This window comes from Nocardia sp. NPDC004654, from assembly GCF_040609595.1.
GTDB lineage: Bacteria > Actinomycetota > Actinomycetes > Mycobacteriales > Mycobacteriaceae > Nocardia.
On the sequence record NZ_JBEXKI010000004.1, the window covers coordinates 584,372 to 599,723 of the forward strand.

At 68.8% G+C, this 15,352-nt stretch carries 17 protein-coding genes; 6 read left to right on the plus strand and 11 right to left on the minus strand.

The features are described 5' to 3' along the window. Nucleotides 1-129: 129 nt before the first annotated feature. Nucleotides 130-2,175, plus strand: a complete 2,046-nt coding sequence (locus tag ABZV58_RS16940; protein ID WP_355001032.1) for an alkyl sulfatase dimerization domain-containing protein — start codon at nucleotides 130-132, stop codon at nucleotides 2,173-2,175. A gap of 6 nt (nucleotides 2,176-2,181) precedes the next feature. On the opposite strand, the gene ABZV58_RS16945 is transcribed toward ABZV58_RS16940, so the two are convergent. From ABZV58_RS16945 to ABZV58_RS16960, 4 genes are all read right to left on the minus strand, one after another. Then, complete coding sequence (locus tag ABZV58_RS16945) at nucleotides 2,182-3,306, minus strand: acyl-CoA dehydrogenase family protein (RefSeq protein ID WP_355001033.1); 1,125 nt, start codon at nucleotides 3,304-3,306, stop codon at nucleotides 2,182-2,184. A gap of 71 nt (nucleotides 3,307-3,377) precedes the next feature. After that, nucleotides 3,378-4,808, minus strand: a complete 1,431-nt coding sequence (locus ABZV58_RS16950) for a DUF1254 domain-containing protein (RefSeq protein ID WP_355001034.1) — start codon at nucleotides 4,806-4,808, stop codon at nucleotides 3,378-3,380. 2 nt (nucleotides 4,809-4,810) lie between these two features. After that, nucleotides 4,811-5,005: a ferredoxin gene (locus ABZV58_RS16955; protein WP_355001035.1), complete on the minus strand. Its 195-nt coding sequence runs from the start codon at nucleotides 5,003-5,005 to the stop codon at nucleotides 4,811-4,813. Beyond that, complete coding sequence (locus tag ABZV58_RS16960) at nucleotides 5,002-6,471, minus strand: cytochrome P450 (protein ID WP_355001036.1); 1,470 nt, start codon at nucleotides 6,469-6,471, stop codon at nucleotides 5,002-5,004. The genes ABZV58_RS16955 and ABZV58_RS16960 overlap by 4 nt, the downstream gene beginning before the upstream one ends. Before the next feature lie 99 nt (nucleotides 6,472-6,570). On the opposite strand from ABZV58_RS16960, the gene ABZV58_RS16965 reads away from it, so the two are divergent. Next, a complete protein-coding gene (locus ABZV58_RS16965) occupies nucleotides 6,571-7,227 on the plus strand; it encodes a TetR/AcrR family transcriptional regulator (protein WP_355001037.1) in 657 nt (218 codons plus the stop codon). A gap of 353 nt (nucleotides 7,228-7,580) precedes the next feature. Continuing rightward, a complete protein-coding gene (locus tag ABZV58_RS16970) occupies nucleotides 7,581-8,009 on the plus strand; it encodes a hypothetical protein (protein ID WP_355001038.1) in 429 nt (142 codons plus the stop codon). Between the two features lie 17 nt (nucleotides 8,010-8,026). Here the strand turns inward: ABZV58_RS16970 and ABZV58_RS16975 are convergent, their stop codons facing one another. After that, nucleotides 8,027-8,527 (minus strand): CGNR zinc finger domain-containing protein, encoded by a 501-nt coding sequence (locus ABZV58_RS16975; protein ID WP_355001039.1) that lies wholly within the window; start codon nucleotides 8,525-8,527, stop codon nucleotides 8,027-8,029. 25 nt (nucleotides 8,528-8,552) lie between these two features. Here ABZV58_RS16975 and ABZV58_RS16980 point away from each other — a divergent pair, with 25 nt between their 5' ends. Continuing rightward, nucleotides 8,553-8,717 (plus strand): hypothetical protein, encoded by a 165-nt coding sequence (locus ABZV58_RS16980; protein ID WP_355001040.1) that lies wholly within the window; start codon nucleotides 8,553-8,555, stop codon nucleotides 8,715-8,717. 4 nt (nucleotides 8,718-8,721) lie between these two features. Here the strand turns inward: ABZV58_RS16980 and ABZV58_RS16985 are convergent, their stop codons facing one another. Then, on the minus strand, nucleotides 8,722-10,005 hold the full coding sequence (locus ABZV58_RS16985) for a sensor domain-containing diguanylate cyclase (RefSeq protein ID WP_355001041.1): 1,284 nt from the start codon (nucleotides 10,003-10,005) through the stop codon (nucleotides 8,722-8,724). A 13-nt stretch (nucleotides 10,006-10,018) separates the two neighbouring features. Then, nucleotides 10,019-10,828 (minus strand): SAM-dependent methyltransferase, encoded by an 810-nt coding sequence (locus ABZV58_RS16990; RefSeq protein WP_355001042.1) that lies wholly within the window; start codon nucleotides 10,826-10,828, stop codon nucleotides 10,019-10,021. Nucleotides 10,829-11,231: 403 nt separating this feature from the next. On the opposite strand from ABZV58_RS16990, the gene ABZV58_RS16995 reads away from it, so the two are divergent. Then, nucleotides 11,232-12,140: a cation diffusion facilitator family transporter gene (locus ABZV58_RS16995; RefSeq protein ID WP_355001165.1), complete on the plus strand. Its 909-nt coding sequence runs from the start codon at nucleotides 11,232-11,234 to the stop codon at nucleotides 12,138-12,140. Between the two features lie 80 nt (nucleotides 12,141-12,220). Here the strand turns inward: ABZV58_RS16995 and ABZV58_RS17000 are convergent, their stop codons facing one another. Both ABZV58_RS17000 and ABZV58_RS17005 read right to left on the minus strand, forming a co-directional pair. After that, complete coding sequence (locus ABZV58_RS17000) at nucleotides 12,221-12,910, minus strand: carotenoid oxygenase family protein (RefSeq protein ID WP_355001043.1); 690 nt, start codon at nucleotides 12,908-12,910, stop codon at nucleotides 12,221-12,223. Continuing rightward, nucleotides 12,814-13,272: an SRPBCC family protein gene (locus tag ABZV58_RS17005; protein ID WP_355001044.1), complete on the minus strand. Its 459-nt coding sequence runs from the start codon at nucleotides 13,270-13,272 to the stop codon at nucleotides 12,814-12,816. Before ABZV58_RS17005 ends, ABZV58_RS17000 begins: the two co-directional genes overlap by 97 nt. A gap of 66 nt (nucleotides 13,273-13,338) precedes the next feature. Between ABZV58_RS17005 and ABZV58_RS17010 the strand changes: the two genes are divergently transcribed. After that, nucleotides 13,339-13,713, plus strand: coding sequence for a MerR family transcriptional regulator (locus tag ABZV58_RS17010; protein WP_355001045.1), 375 nt, complete (start codon nucleotides 13,339-13,341; stop codon nucleotides 13,711-13,713). Between the two features lie 54 nt (nucleotides 13,714-13,767). On the opposite strand, the gene ABZV58_RS17015 is transcribed toward ABZV58_RS17010, so the two are convergent. Together ABZV58_RS17015 and ABZV58_RS17020 are read right to left on the minus strand one after the other, a co-directional pair. After that, a complete protein-coding gene (locus tag ABZV58_RS17015) occupies nucleotides 13,768-14,259 on the minus strand; it encodes a hypothetical protein (RefSeq protein ID WP_355001046.1) in 492 nt (163 codons plus the stop codon). After that, the gene (locus ABZV58_RS17020; RefSeq protein ID WP_355001047.1) at nucleotides 14,256-15,320 is read right to left on the minus strand and encodes a MerR family transcriptional regulator; all 1,065 of its coding nucleotides are present in this window, start codon (nucleotides 15,318-15,320) and stop codon (nucleotides 14,256-14,258) included. Before ABZV58_RS17020 ends, ABZV58_RS17015 begins: the two co-directional genes overlap by 4 nt. Between the last annotated feature and the right edge of the window lie 32 nt (nucleotides 15,321-15,352).

The window sequence follows — 15,352 nt, forward strand, 5'->3', positions numbered from 1 at the left end:
CCCGTGTCAGGCCGACATCCCGAGGCTGAATCACTATTGCAGTATCGCTGCAATAGTGCGTAAGGTCGACCGAACCCGCCGAGGGGCGGCAACTACGGGGCGAACGCCCGCGAAAGGCTAGGAGCGCGCATGGTCGAGCGAGAGAACGGCGACACCACGGGCCCGCGGGTGTCCCGGCGCGGCGTCTTCGGCGTCGGCGCGGCGGCGCTGGCGGCCGCGGGCGTCGGCGTGGGACTCGGCGGCTGCGCGGACGACGACCAGGTGCGTCCCTCCGCGACGCCGACCGACCCGAGCGATCACATCCGTGCTGCCAACCAGCGGGCCGCCGCGACGCTGCCCTTCTCCGACACGGCCGACTTCGCCGACGCCGACCGCGGCTTCCTCGCCGCGCTCGAACCGGGCGTGGTCACCGGCGAGCAGGGAAAGGCGGTGTGGGACAACGATTCCTACGCCTTCCTGCGCGAACCCTGTCCGCAGTCGGCGCATCCGAGTCTGTGGCGGCATTCCCAGCTCACCGTGAAGCAGGGGCTGTACGAGATCGCGCCCGGCTTCTATCAGATTCGCGGTCTGGACCTGTCGAACATGACGCTGGTCGAGGGCGACACGGGCGTGATCGTGATCGATCCGCTGATCTCGGCCGAGACCGCGGCCGCCGGACTGGCGCTCTACCGCGCGCACCGCGGGGACCGTCCGGTCACCGGTCTGATCTACAGCCATTCCCACGTCGACCACTTCGGCGGTGCGCTCGGCGTGACCACCCAGCGCGACGTCGCCGAGGGTCGCTGCCCCGTGCTCGCGCCCGTCGGCTTCCTGGAACACGCTGTCGCCGAGAACATCTACGCCGGGACAGCGATGGCGCGCCGCGCGGCGTACATGTACGGCGCCGCCCTGCCGCGCGGCCCGAAGGGGCAGATCGGAGCGGGCCTCGGCCAGACCACCTCGCTCGGCACCGTCACCCTGATCCTGCCCACCCTCGACATCGTCCGCACGGATCAAGAGGAGACGATCGACGGCGTCCGCATGGTGTTCCAGCTGACGCCGGGCACCGAGGCGCCGTCGGAGATGAACTTCTACTTCCCCGACCGCCGGGTGCTGTGCATGGCCGAGAACGCCACCCACACCATGCACAACATCCTGACCCTGCGCGGCGCGCTGGTCCGGGACCCGCACGTGTGGTCGAAGTACCTCACCGAATCGATCAACCGCTACGGCCGCGCCAGCGACATGGTGTTCTCCTCCCACCACTGGCCGGTCTGGGGCACCGACCGGATCGTGGAATTCCTTTCGGCACAACGTGATCTGTACGGCTACCTCAACGACCAGACGCTGCGACTGCTCAACAAGGGTTATGTCGGCGCCGAGATCGCCGAAATGATCCAGCTGCCGCCGAATCTGACGAAAACCTGGTCCACCCAGGGCTATTACGGTTCGGTCAGCCACAACGTCAAGGCCATCTACCAGCGTTACATGGGCTGGTTCGACGGTAATCCCGCGCACCTGTGGGAACATCCGCCGGTCGAGTCCGCCAAACGCCACGTCGAGGCGATGGGCGGCGCGAAGGAGGTGCTGAAGAAGGCGCAGCGGGCCTACGACGCGGGCGACTACCGGTGGGTGGTGCAGATGGTGAACTACGTCGTCTTCGCCGACCCGGCCGATACGACGGCAAAACACTTGCAGGCCAGCGCCTTCGAACAATTGGCCTACGGCGCGGAGAACGCCACCTGGCGCAACTTCTATCTCAGCGGCGCGCACGAACTGCGCAACGGCTCGTTCGGCACACCAACCCAGGCGAATTCGACGGGCCTGCTGACCGCGCTCAGCGTGGAGCAGGCGTTCGACGCGATGTCACTGCGCGTCGACGGACCGAAGGCGTGGGACACCCGATTGGTCACCGACTGGCGGTTTCGCGACGAGAGCGATCGCACGCACCGCGTCGAACTGCGCAACGGCGTGCTGGTGCACTACGACCGCCGCCCCGACGACGGACTTCCCGCGCCGGACGCCACGATCGTCCTCACCCGCGCCACGCTGTTGCGGGCATTCCTCGCGGGCGGCGATCTGCGCGAGGCGGTGCGCAACGGCGAGATCGCGATCGAGGGCAACGCCGCGGCGCTGGCGCAGCTGCCCGGTCTGTTCGACAAGCCGGATCCCGGCTTCGCCATCGTCACGCCGTGATACGGATCAGTCCGCGTCGACCACGCCGAGCACCTCTTTGCCGATCACACCGGCGAGCACCTCGGTCGAATACGCCATGAGCTGACCGGCTTCGGCATCGCGCAGGTGCCGCTGAATGGGCGAGCGCTTCAGGTATCCGGAGGCGCCGCCGACCCGCACGCCGAGCTGCGCGACGTCGACGGCGACCTTGTTGGCGAGGTACTTGGCCCGCCCGAGCGTGGGCAGGAACGCCGGAATCCCGTTGTCCGCCTGCCACAGTGCACGCTCGTACAGCGCGTGCGCGGCGGCCAGCCTGGTCTGCGCGTCGGCGACCTCGTGCTGCACCCACTGCTGGTGCGACAGCGGCGCGCCGAGGATCACCCGCGACGCGGCGTGCTCGACCAGGGCGTCCAGCGCCGCGTCGGCGATGCCCAGCGACAGGGCGGGCAGCCCGGCGGGGATCACCGCGAAATCGCTCGCGTCGGGCCGTCTTCCGCGGTACTCGGCGCGCAGCACGGTCCGCTCGAAGGAGAGCAGCTGGCTGCGGGTGGCGCGCAGTCCGAGGGTGTCCCAGATCGGAATGATCGACACGGTCGCGTCCGGCGCCACGCCGAAGAAGGTCGGCACGCCGTCGACCAGGGCGTTGACGAACAGGTAGTCGGCGATCTCGGCGCCGGAGACGAACCGCTTGGCGCCGGTCAGCTCCCACCCGCCCGGCGCGGGCAGGGCCTCCTGCTGCGGCTGGAGGAAGCGATTGCCGCTGGCGGGTTCGGACAGCGCGTTCGCGAATCGCTTGCCCGCCAGGAACTCCTCGGCGAAGAAGGGGCCGAGCGTTTCCGCGGTGATCTCCGCCAGCGCGACGCCCGCGCCCGCGTGCATGGTCCAGATGGTCGCGGTGGAGGGGTCCGCCTTCGCCAGCGTGCGCACCAGCTGTCCGAACACCTGGTAGCTCAGGCCCGTGCCACCGACCCGCTCCGGCAGTACCGCGCGATCGACCTCGGCGTCGCGCAACGCGGTCAGGTGATCGACCGCGATCTCGGCGCGTTCGTCGTAATCGGCTGCGGCAGAGCGGAATTCCACGGCAAGTTCGCCGACGTGGTCGAGCGCGCGGCGCTCGCTCGCACGCACCGGAAAAGGACTTGGTTCGGTCACGGGGCGCTCCGGTCGCGGATCGGCGGACGGGTCGCGACCAGCCTACGCAGCGGAGGCCGTATTCGGTGCGTTCACCGCGCACGCGTGACGGGGGGCGGCTTCCAGCGGCCGTCGATCGCTTCCGGCCGCGGCGCGTACAGCCGCATCTCGAGCTCGAACTCCCCTTCGGCGGGAATCGGAAGCCAATTGCCCTGCGGCACCGCGGGTCCCGGGTCCGCGTGCTGAATCGCCAGCTCGACCGAGCCGTCCGGCCCTGGCACGACCGGCACCTGATGGCCCACAGCGTAGATGCCCGCCGGGTTGGCCACCAGGAAGCCGTCCGGCCCATACGTGGTGAGCGACCAGAACGCGTCGACGGGCGGGGTCTGTCCGGCGGGGAAGCGCAGCCGAAATCGGTTGGGCGTACCGTACGTGTCCGCGTTCCCGTAATAGGTGGGATAGATCGTGTCTTCGGCGAGGTTGGCGCCCAGCCCTTGGTACGCCGATGCCGCCCGGTGCAGATACTCGGTGCCGTACGCGCCGAATTCCGGATCGAAGGTCCAGCCGTTGTCCATCCTGGTGTCGGGGTCTATGTAGACGGCGATCGACCGTTTCGCCTCGGTCGCCGCGGCCGTGAGTGTCGCATCCGAGACTCCGCGGACCCGGCCGCCGGGCTCGATCCCGATCTCGGCAAACCGCGCCATCGCCGGTTCGTCCGCGGGTGCGGGCGGATCGGTTTCCATCAGCTCGCAGAGCCGCTCGTAGTAGTGCCCGGCGCCCATGTCCGCGACCCGCTCGGCGGGCGGCTGCGACGCCTTGGGCCGCCGGGTCGGCTCGGCGGGCGCGGCGCGGCCCGCGACCCAGTCGTCGAGGGACACCAGCCGCAACCCCCGCTGGATCGCTTGCGCGGCCGAAATGTCGGCGGCGCCGTCGACCTCGATGCGGCTGAGCAGCCACACGGTGGGTGTCGGCATCGGCAGCGGGGTCAGCCCCTCGGGCAAGGCGCCGGACCAGGACGGCCCGGTGATCACGTAGTCGAACGGCGGCGCGGTCACCCCCGGCCGCACCCCGGGGCGCACGCTGCTCGGATTGTGGACGGTGTTGCTCCAGGCGTCCGTGACCGTCATCAGCCAGTAGCGGTCCGGATTCATCGCCGGAACCCGCAGCGCGACAGGGCCCTTCGAGAGATCCAGCCACGCGCTGGAATACAGGGTGTCGAGGTTGAGCCGCACTACGTCGCGCCGATCCGGCGTCGGTAGCGAGTCGTCGTGCTGGAAATGGTCGACCGGTGTGCTCGCCAGCGCCGCCGTACGCATCTCGTGCATCAGCATCAGCGGATAACCGAAGACGAATGCCTCGTTCGCGATGTCGGCGGTTTCATCGGTGGCGGCAGCATCCTCGTCGTCCGAGCGGCCGCATGCGGCGAGGCCGATGGCGGCCGTCGTCGCCCAGCCGAGCATCGTGCGGCGCGTGATCACGCGTCGAGCGCCCGACGACGACACAACATCATCTCGCTCGCTCATACCTAGTCCTCGCCCCACCGTAACGCCTGGACAGGACAGCTGTCGACGGCGAGCGCCGCCACCTCGGCATCCGACGGCGACACCGACTCGACGAGTGGCACGACGACCCCGTCCGCGCCGACGCGGAAGAGCGCGGGCGCCAGCGCCTCGCACATGCCGTGCCCCTCGCACCTGCCGCGGTCGGCCGCGAGTCTCACGGCCGAATCCGTTCGAGCCGGATGGGCAGCCCGTCGGCGGGTGTCGGACCGGTCCCCGCCACCAGCGGCACCTGATAGTCCGCGGGCACGGTCCAGCGGTACCGGAGGAGCATCTGGTGCAGCACGGCCTTGACCGTCATCCCGCCGAAGTAGAGCCCGATGCACTTGTGCGCTCCGCCACCGAACGGCGACCAGGCGAAGCGGTGCGCTTTGTCCTCGCGACGCTCCGGCGCGAACCGCTCGGGGTCGAAAGCCGCTGGGTCGCGCCAGAATTCGTCGGTGCGCATCATCGTGTACGGGCCGCACATGATCAGCGTTCCCTTCGGCACGTAGTGGCCGAGAATATCGGTGTCGCGCAGTGTTTCCCGGGCCTGCTGGGCGACCGGCGCGTACATCCGCAGCGCCTCCTTGAACGCCATGTCCAGCGCGGGCAGCCGGTCCAGATCGTCGTAGTCGAGCGAATCCTTTCCGAGCGCAAGGGATTCCGCGCGCAGCCGCTCCTGCCAGTCCGGATGCCTGCCCAGCTCGTGCACCAGCATGGCGGAGGCGATCGTGCTGGTGTCGTGCGCGGCCATCATCACGAAGATCATGTGCTGCACGACCTCGTCGTCGGTGAAGGTGTGCCCCTCCACGGTGCTGGCCCGGCACAGCACGCTGAACAGGTCGTTGCCTCGGCCCGCGCGTTTGACGGGCAGCTCGCGGCGGAAGTACTCCTCGAGTACCCGGCGTCCGCGCAGCCCGCGCGCCCACACCCCGCCGGGCAGATCGGCGCGAACCAACGCCGTGCCGCCGTGCACCGCGTCCTCGAAGGCATGCTCCAGCTTGGTTCCCTCCGACCCGAGCACCGCGCCCGCGAACACCTCGGTGGCCTGTCGCAGCAGCAGCTTCTTGATGGCGCTGTAGACGGGAAAGTCCGTGGCCGGACGCCACTTCTGGATGCCGTCGCGCAGCAGCGGCGTGGTCAGCTCGAGATAGCCGACCAGGCGGGGGCGGGTGAACGCCTGCTGCATGATCCGGCGATGGAACAGGTGCTCGTCGAAGTCGCGCAGCAGCAGGCCGCCGCGGAAGAACGGGCCGATGAGCCATTCCCAGCCGCGCTGCGCGGAGAAGACCTTGTCCCGGTCCAGCATGACGACCTCGAACGCTTCGGGACTCCCGACCGTGACGACCGGCCTGCCGAGCACGCCCATCCACTGCACCGGGCCGAACCGCTCGAAGCGGGAGCGCGCGAACTCGATCGGATCGGCCAGGGTGTGCAAGGTGTATCCGATGCCCGGCGGTCCGAAATCGCCCAGGGTCGGGCGCAATCCGCTGTCCGCCGGCGGCTCGGCCAGTGGACGCACCCTGGTCGGATAGCGGCGCACCAAGCGGACGCCGACGCGCTGCACCCGCCAGGACAGCCGAGTACGTAGCCGCCTTGCCCCGTCGGATACCGCGCTGACTCTTGGTGGAACGAGAAGACTCATGGCCCATCCCTTCGCGACGCTGCGATGGATCGACATTATCGGAAACGCACGTTTCCGTAAACGTTTGTTTCCCAACTTGTGCTGTGCCAAGCTGGCCGGGTGACTCGCGCATTCACCGGCACTTACCGCGGGGTGTCGAGCGCCGAGCGTCGCGAGGATCGGCGCAGGCGGCTGCTCGACGCCGCGCTCGCCATCGTCGGCACGCAGGGCCTCGCGGCGCTCACCGTGCGCGGGGTCTGTGAACAGGCCAAAGTCGGTCCGAGGTTCTTCTACGAGGCGTTCCCCGATCTCGACGCACTGGCCTCCGAACTCCTGCTCGAGGTGCAGCGTTCCGCGCTCGACCGCGCCCGGACGGCCATCGCCGAGACCGAAGGCCCGCCCGCGCGGCGCATCCGAGCCGGGGTGGCCGCGCTCATCACCGAACTCACCGACGACCCGCGCCGAGCGAAGATCGTCTTCGCTCAGGCATACGGCAACGAGGCGCTGATGCGCACCCGCTTCGCGGGCATGCGCACGGTCGCCGCCACCATCATCGAGCAGACCCGCATCGTCCTGGATCTCCCCGAGGGGCAGGAAACGGCGGTCGCCGCGACTTCCCAGCTCATCACCGGCGGCGCCGCCGAACTGGTGCTCGTCTGGCTGGACGGCGGGCTCGACATCGACCGGGACGGCCTGATCGATCTGCTCGCCGATTTCACCATCGCGATGATCGATCGACTGCCCGGGGTGGCCGGTCGACTCAACGGCACCGCCTGATCGCGCATGATCGCGCAGCAAACGGAGCATATTCGATCACCCGCCGTGGTTGCCTGCGATTTGCGCCTGGGGGCATTCGCCGCCGAGACGTAACGTCCTACGGCCCTCCGGCGGTTGAATCCTGATGCTGGCGAATGTGTTTCACCACGTCGACCGGACGGTTAGGCCACACGGGCCGAGCCTTGGCTATACACTCTTTTACAGGTCAGTTCTCCTCGTAATTGCCGAATTGACCCCGGACACAAGATGTCCCGACCTATGACCGGCTGTTCTCTTCTGATTACGTTGGGAGGCAAGATGATCGATCACAGCTCACCGGTCCGGCCGACCCGCGTCCCCACCGGAGGTGCAGGATGATCGAGAGCGCGTACGCGGCCGAGGCGGCAGACACCACCGAACCGCGCCATCGCACCATTACCGACCCCGACGGCCCTGGCGAGCGTTTGCGGGGCAATCGCATGTGGACGGTCTCGGCCGTCGTCGTCGAGGCCGACGGCCCGAGTCCACGCCACGGCGTGGTCGCGGGCGCCGACCTCGGCGACGCGGCCGAGCAGCTGTGTGAGTACCTGCCCGAGACGGGCTCCGACGAGGATTACTACCTGGTGGCCAGGCAGGTCCCGTTGGTCACGCACGGTCCGCGCAGCGGCGGCCAGATTCCGCGCCGCACCTGGGTCAGCCCGATCCAGCGCGACGACGATACGGGCCAGGCGACCTACGGGCGCTGGACACGCGCCGAGGAGCATCCACACTTCCGGCTGCACGGACCGCACGTCACCAACTGAGCGCGGCCCCGGCGGGTTCACGCCGAGCGCCGCATCCGGTGGTCGGCCACGTGCACCCGGTTGGAGCAGCGCGGCGAACAGAAGCGACGCCGGCCGTTGCGGGAGGTGTCCACGAAGACCACCGCGCAGCCCTGGCGTGCGCAGCGGCCGATGCGTTGGGGGTCTTCGCAGAACAGCGCCGCGAGACCGGCCGCCGTATAGGCCTTCACCCGCTCGTCGGTCGGCGCGTCCTCGTGCGCGTAGTGCAGGTGCGGCGGACGACCGTCGTGCGTGGAAATGTAAGGGCGACTGGTCGTTTCGGCCAATAGCGCGTTGAGCTGCGGCACCGAGGGCGCGTCGAACACCTCGGCGAGCCGCGCGATCCAGCGACGCAAATCCGCGGCCTGCTCCGCGTCGAGCGAACCCAGCGGCTTGTATCCCGCCGCGTCGAGCACCTCGAGCAGGTCCGTTTCCGGATCGGCGTTCACCAGCCGGGCGGCCAGTTCCGCCGCCGTGCCGCCGTAAGGGTTGAAATGCACAAAGTCATTACATCAGGCTGAGATCATGTCCGCCACCTGCCCTTCCTGCGCTTGGCCCTCCCCCACCGTCGTGTCCGCGCACGGCGCCGTCCGCTATCTGCGCTGTGTGTGCGGGCGATGGTTGATCAGCCAGGACGGCGCGGTGATCGCCGCGGCGGGCGACAGTTCGCTGGCCGAACCAGCCAGGTGATCCGTCAGGCCGAATGCGGCCCGCGCGGCGAGCGACCCGCCTTGTCCCGGTACATGGCGGTATCCACCGCGTGCATGAGCGCGTCGACCGCTCTCGGCCGGTCGACCACGTACACCGTGCCGACGCTGGCGCCGACGTGCACGGGATGCCCGGCCACCCGCAACGGTGTCGCCAGTGCGGCGCGCAGTTCGTTCGCGACCGCCGCCAGCTGCGGCTCTCCCGCACAGCGCTCGATCAGCACGATGAATTCGTCGCCGCCGATACGGGCCGCGAGGCCCGCGCGCGGCTCGGCGGCGGCCCGCAGGCGCTGGGCCACTTCGTGCAGCACCCGATCTCCGACGGTGTGTCCCCACTCGTCGTTGACGGCCTTGAAGCCATCCAAGTCCAGGTAGCACAGGCCGATCGGCGGCACGGCGCCGGCGAGCCGGTCGAAGAACAACAGCCGATTGGGCAGGCCGGTCAGGTCGTCGTGGTGGGCGTCGTGCCAGAGCCGGTCGGCCAGCTGCTTGCGTTCGGTGACGTCGACGGCCACGCCGATCAGGAATTGGATCCGCCCTTCGGCGTCACGCACGGCCGACATCGACAGGTCGATGTGGGCCAATCCGCCGTCGGGGCGCACGTGCGGGGTCTCCAAGCGGAACCGATCGGTTTCCCCCGCCAGCATGCGCCGGAACTGACCGTAGGCGTGGCCGATGTTGGCCGGACCGAGCAGGTCGGCCACCGGACGGCCCGGCATGTGTTGCTGTGGCAGGCCGAGCATCTCGGCGAAGGCGGCGTTCACCGCGAGGACATGCCCGCTGACGTCGACAGTGCCGATACCGACCGAGGCGCCCGCGAACACCGCCTCGAATCGGGCCTCCGACAGTTGCCGCCGCACCTCGGCGTCCCGTGCCGCGGCCAGCGCCGCACCGAGGGTCGCCTCCTGTTCGACGAGCGCGGCGGCGCGCAGCGCGCCGGTACAGCCCGCGGCGAACTCCGCGGCCACGGCGACGGCGCGATCGCGCACCTGGTCGTAATCGAGGCCGTCCGGGGTGCAGACCTCCTCGACCATGTCGTGGCAGATCACCGCGATCGAACGACTGACGACGAGCGAGTCGCGATAGTTCGCGGCGACCAGCACAACGGCCGCGTCGTGCGCGTTGCGCAGGTCGGCGTCGCCGCGGATGGCGGCGACGAGGAGTTCGGCGAGATCGGCGAGCATCGCTTCCGTCTCGGTCCGCGTGAGCGTGGGGGCGACGACGCCGTCGAGCGCGTCCGCCCATCGCAACGCCAGCTCACGCAGTCCCACTACTCTTCCCGCCTCAGCCCTTGCGACCCACGCCCGCGAGACCGAGCGATCGGCCGGGCGCCTCGTGGTGATCGCGCTCGGATTCCGGGCGCCAGGCGGGTAGCTCGACCACGCCCGGTTCCACCAGGTCCCATCCGTCGAACATAGCCGCGATCGCGGCGGCGGGGCGGAAATGAATCCCGACCTTGTTCTGCTGGGCCGCGTTGGCGCCGAGCTGTGCGGCGTCCTCGGGCCGCAGCTCGGAGGTCAGGTGCGAGATCGCCAGGTAGGAACCGCTCGGCACGGCGTCGCGCACCGCGGCGACCCGCTCGGCGGGCGCGTCGTCGTCGGAGAGCAGATGCAGCACCGCGACCATCAGCACGCCGACGGGCTGCTCGAAGTCGATCAATCCGGTGTCGCGGGCTTTGCCGAGCAGTTCCTCGGGCTTGCGCAGGTCGGCCTCGATCGCCGCGGCGCGATCGTGGCCGCGCAGGATCGCCTTCGAGTGCGCGACGGCGACGGGGTCGATGTCGGCGTAGAGCACGCGGATCTCGGGGTCGATCTTCTGCGCCACCTCGTGCACGTTGCCCGCCGTGGGAATGCCGGAGCCGATGTCGAGGAACTGGCGAACGCCCGCCTCTACCAGGAAGCGCACCGCCCTGCGTAGGAAGGCCCGGTTGCTCAGGGCGACTCGCGGAAGGTCGGGAACCAGCTGCTTGCCCAGTTCGGCGGCTTTGCGGTCGACATCGAAGTTGTGCGAGCCCCCGAGTAGCGCGTCGTACATCCGTGCCGGGCTCGCCTGCTGCATATCCACGCCCTCGGGCGCCCACGCCGGCCTGTCCATCGAATACCCCTTTGTGTCGGGCCTTCCGAGTGACCGGAAGGCGCGCACCGCGCGGATGATTCGGTCGATCACCCGAGAGATGCGTCCGCATCGTAACCGCAGGTCCGAACGACAGTGCACCGCAGAAGATCACAGTTGCGCACCGCGGTGGCGCGCCCGATGCGGATACCCGCGAGGCAGCCCTTTTACACCTATGGATGCAGACATGCGCATGTCTGCAAGGTAGGTTAGGCTATGCGACGGCAGCCGTCCGAAACGGAAGGAACGTACGACCATGGGAGACCAGTGCGGGTCGCCGCGACCGACGAACACCGCGGCGGAAGAGCGTGCGTGCGCGGAGGATCGTCGGCATTCCCATGATCACAGCCACGACCACGGCAGCGGGCACCACCACGACCACGGCGTGTCCGCGGACTCCGACCCGCGCTGGCTGAGCATCGCGCTGGCACTGATCGTCGCGTTCATGGCGGCGGAGGTGGTGGTCGGTCTGCTCGCGCACTCGCTGGCACTGATCACCGATGCCGCGCACATGCTCACCGACGCCGCCTCGATCGTCCTCGCGCTGATAGCCATCCGGCTCTCCAAACGACCGGCGCGCGGGCGGTACACCTACGGGTACAAGCGCGCGGAGATCCTCTCGGCGCAGGCCAACGGCATCACCCTGCTGCTGCTCGCGGCGTGGTTCGTCTACGAGGGCGTCAACCGGCTGATCCACCCGCCGGACGTGGAAGGCCCGCTGGTTTTCGTCACCGCGCTGATCGGCATCGTCGTCAACATCATCGCCGCGTGGTGCATCAGCCGCGCCAACCGCACCAGCCTCAATGTCGAAGGCGCCTTCCAGCACATCCTCAACGACCTGTACGCGTTCATCGGCACGGCCATCGCGGGCGCGGTGGTGTGGCTGGCGGGCTACCCCCGCGCCGACGCCATCGCCGCGCTCGTGGTCGCCGCGCTGATGGTGAAGGCGGGATGGGCGCTGGTTCGCGAATCGGGTCGGATCTTCCTGGAGGCCGCGCCCGCCCACCTCGATCCCGACGCCATCGGCGCACGCATCGTCACCCTTCCGCAAGTCACCGAGGTGCACGATTTGCACGTGTGGGTGATCACCTCGGGCGAGCCGTCGCTGTCGGCGCACATCCTGGTCGACGATCGAGCCGACTGCCATGCCGTGCGGTTGGGCATCGAGCGGGTGCTGCTCGCGGAGTTCGGGTTGGAACACACGACGTTGCAGGTCGACCATGTTTCGGAGTTGGATTCGGTGGCGGCGGATCTGCATTGCGCTGAGCCGCATGGGCGGGTGCATCGGTCTTGAGGTAGTCGATGGTCGCCGAATGGTCGTTTGTCGATCTTGGTCAGCCGCCGCGCGACCACCGTCGATTCAGCCGCGTGGGATCAGTGGTCGGGCAGCCAGTTTCCGTGGAATCCGGTCGGAATCCGGACGGGCAGGTGCACTTGCGCGATCGGTCGGGCGGCCGGGTCGGCGGCGTCGAGGATCGCCAGGTAACTGGTGCCGTGGGAACGGTCGTGGACGAAAGTCATCAGGTATCCGTCGTCGCTGTCCGACCCGCCGCGGCGTGCGACGAAAACCGCTTCACCGCAGGTGTGTCCGGCGGGCAATCGATGTACTCGGCGCGAGACTTCCCCGGCGAAGTCGTACTTGTATATCTCGGAGTGGTTCGGTTCGGCCTCCATCGAGAAGCTGGTGACGTACCCGAAGCGGTTGCACTGTCCCACATCGGCGTCGGCGACTCGCGGATATTCGATCGCCGCGTCGTCGAGCGCCTGCTCGGTGGCGGCGCCAGTAGTCAGGTCGAGCCGCCAGCGGTGTAGGCGGGGCAGTCCGCCACCCACGTCATCGGGTCCACCTCGCCACAGCGTGGGTACCCGGCAGCCGGTGACCGTGACGATGCCGTCCGCCTCGAAAGCGTTCATGGTCGTGAACGCGCAGCACAATGGATGGTGTCGCTCGCACCGCTCGTCGGCAGTTACGCCGAGGCGTCGTCCAACCGGCGGGCGAGGTTGCGCAGTGCCGCGTCGGCTCGCCCGCGCATCGTCCGCCGGGCCAGCGGTAGCACGAGCCACCGGGCAACTGGGTTGTCTTTGCGGCTGAACATGCGCCAGCGGATCGTGCAGGTCTCCGGTCCGGCGCTTTCGAGGTCTATTTCCATGCGCGGCAACAACAGTGGCAGGTTTCCTTCGGTGACCAGGCGGTGTGGTGGGTTTGCTTCTTCGATCCGAATCAGGACCTGTCGACGTCCACGCAACGGCACCGCGACCGTCTCGAGGTACTGCTTTCCTGGCTCGTAGAACGACAGATCGTTGTGCGCGGTGATACCCAGTACGCCGGGGAACCATTCCGCGAAGTTCTCCAAATCGGCGGCGTAGGCGAATGCCCGCGCACACGAACAGGACACGGTGGTCTCGGCACTGGCCAGCAGGTACATGTGGGCTCCTCGAGATAGTGCTGGCCGAAGGCTAAAGTGTCGAGGTAGGTCTACAGTCAAGCTCTGATGCGTATCGGCGAACTGGAAGCACGCACCGGCGTGGGCAGGCATACCTTGCGTTACTACGAACGCCAAGGACTGCTCGGCGACGTGCACCGCTCCAGCAACAACTACCGGGAGTATCCCGAGACCCTCGTCGGCGAAGTGCGGCTGCTGCGCAACATGCAGTCACTGGGATTCTCGCTCGACGAAATCCGGCAGATCCTCGACGGAATACGCGCCCGCGACATCGATTGCGCCGACGGCGCTCGCCTGCTGGCCGCCAAACGAGTCCGCGTGGAAGAACAGATCACCGCCCTGCGCGGAGTGAGCCGCGTACTCGAGCGAGAACAGAAACGCCTCGAGGACAACGCACGCCACCACGGCAAGCTGCCCCGGTAGCGCGTGGTCACCACAGTGCGATCGGTATGAGGCGATCCCAACCGAACCACCGGTTCACCGGGGAGCGGATGCTCGCGGTTCGGTGCGACGATCCCGGATCGCCTGCGCCACTTCCTCCACCGCGGTGCGCACCATCGTGCCGTACTGGTCCTCGCCGAGCGTGTGCAGACATTCGCGGGCGGCGTCGATCTGCTGCCGGGCGGCTTCGAAGGAGCCGAGGCGGCGGTAGTTGTCGGCGAGGTTCAGGTGCAGGGAGGGGTAGAAGCCGCGCACCGCGAGGCCCGCGTGGTGGCGGCGGACGCGTTCGTCGGTGAGGCTGTCCGCGGCGTCGAGCGCGCGGAGGTCCCAGGTGAGGGCCTGCGCGGCGTCGTCGTGCAGGTCGGCGAGGTAGTGCGCGAGAGTGCAGCGGTGCAGGGGATCGCCCTGGGGGCCGAGTTCGGTCCAGAGTGCGGTCAGCGTGGTGCGAGCGGTATCGCGGTCGCCCGCTCGGCCGAGCTCGACAGCATGGGTGATGGCGTCCATGGTGGCGTCGGTCTGATCGGTCATCGGATGTGGTCCTCCGTGCTCGGGACGAATGTAGGCATGACGAGGGTGGTGAGATCACCGTCGGTCGCCGAACGGACGACGACGGGCTGGTCGGGTGCGGCGAGATCGAACATCAGGTCCGGCCCGAGCGCGCTCACCACGGCGGAGCGCAGCACCGTGGACCGGAAGGCGAGTTTCATCGGTGCGCCGGTGACGACAGCGGACAGCCGGGTGGTGGCCGCACTCGCGACAACGAGACCGGACGCGTCGATGGTGCACACCACGATGTCGCCCGCCGCTTCCAGCAGCTCGATGAGGGCGGCGCGAGCCACCAGCATTCGGGTGCGGACCGGGGGCAGTCCGTCGAGCACCGCGCGGTAGTCGGGGAAGGGTTGCTCGATTCCGGTGCAGTGGTGCTCGATTTCTCCGCAAGTGAGGGCGATTCCGGATTCGCTCGGTGCGAGAACCACTTCCTCGATCGTGTCCAGCCATGGGCACAGCGGCGCAAGCTTCGCGGCTTCGACCACCACCGACCACTCCTCGCCGCCGTCTCGCAGCGGTGCGAGGGTGCGCGTCGAGAGGCGGTAGCGGTCGGTCGCGGTGAGGGTGAGTGCGGTCGAATCCGCTTCCAGCAGTACCCCGGCGAGCACCGGCGCGGTGTCATCGACCGCCGCGGCCGTGCCGACTTGTCCTATGGAGCGCGCCAATTCGGCCGCGGGCACCGCGATGCCGCGCCCCGCGCCGAGGGCCCGCTTGACCTGCGCTGCCACCCGAGCAGCGGTGTCGGCCCGGCGCGCCAGTTCGGCGACGTGCGCGTCGAGTAAACGTTCGGCGCGGCCCGGATCGCCGGACAACACCTCGGTGATCGTCTCCAACGACAGGTCGATGCCTCGCAGCCGCCGGATCAGCACCGCCCGCTCGCACTGCGACCGCGTGTAATACCGGTACCCGGTCACCGCGTCGACCTCGGCGGGTACCAGCAGTCCGCAGTCACCGTAGAACCGCAGAGCGCTCGCCGTCAGCCCGCTGGCCCGCGCCAACGCCCCGATGGTGATCAACTCCTCGATCCTGGAACTCCGCACCGGGCCATCATGGAGTCTCAACCAACATGAAG

Excerpts from the sequence above, each read along its gene's own strand:
- ABZV58_RS16940 (WP_355001032.1), top strand. The coding sequence starts at position 130 with ATGGTCGAGCGAGAGAACGGCGACACCACGGGCCCGCGGGTGTCCCGG.
- ABZV58_RS16950 (WP_355001034.1), bottom strand. The coding sequence starts at position 4,808 with ATGAGCGAGCGAGATGATGTTGTGTCGTCGTCGGGCGCTCGACGCGTG.
- ABZV58_RS16980 (WP_355001040.1), top strand. The coding sequence starts at position 8,553 with ATGTCCGCCACCTGCCCTTCCTGCGCTTGGCCCTCCCCCACCGTCGTG.
- ABZV58_RS16960 (WP_355001036.1), bottom strand. The coding sequence starts at position 6,471 with ATGAGTCTTCTCGTTCCACCAAGAGTCAGCGCGGTATCCGACGGGGCA.
- ABZV58_RS16970 (WP_355001038.1), top strand. The coding sequence starts at position 7,581 with ATGATCGAGAGCGCGTACGCGGCCGAGGCGGCAGACACCACCGAACCG.
- ABZV58_RS17015 (WP_355001046.1), bottom strand. The coding sequence starts at position 14,259 with ATGACCGATCAGACCGACGCCACCATGGACGCCATCACCCATGCTGTC.
- ABZV58_RS17005 (WP_355001044.1), bottom strand. The coding sequence starts at position 13,272 with ATGTACCTGCTGGCCAGTGCCGAGACCACCGTGTCCTGTTCGTGTGCG.
- ABZV58_RS16990 (WP_355001042.1), bottom strand. The coding sequence starts at position 10,828 with ATGGACAGGCCGGCGTGGGCGCCCGAGGGCGTGGATATGCAGCAGGCG.
- ABZV58_RS17010 (WP_355001045.1), top strand. The coding sequence starts at position 13,339 with ATGCGTATCGGCGAACTGGAAGCACGCACCGGCGTGGGCAGGCATACC.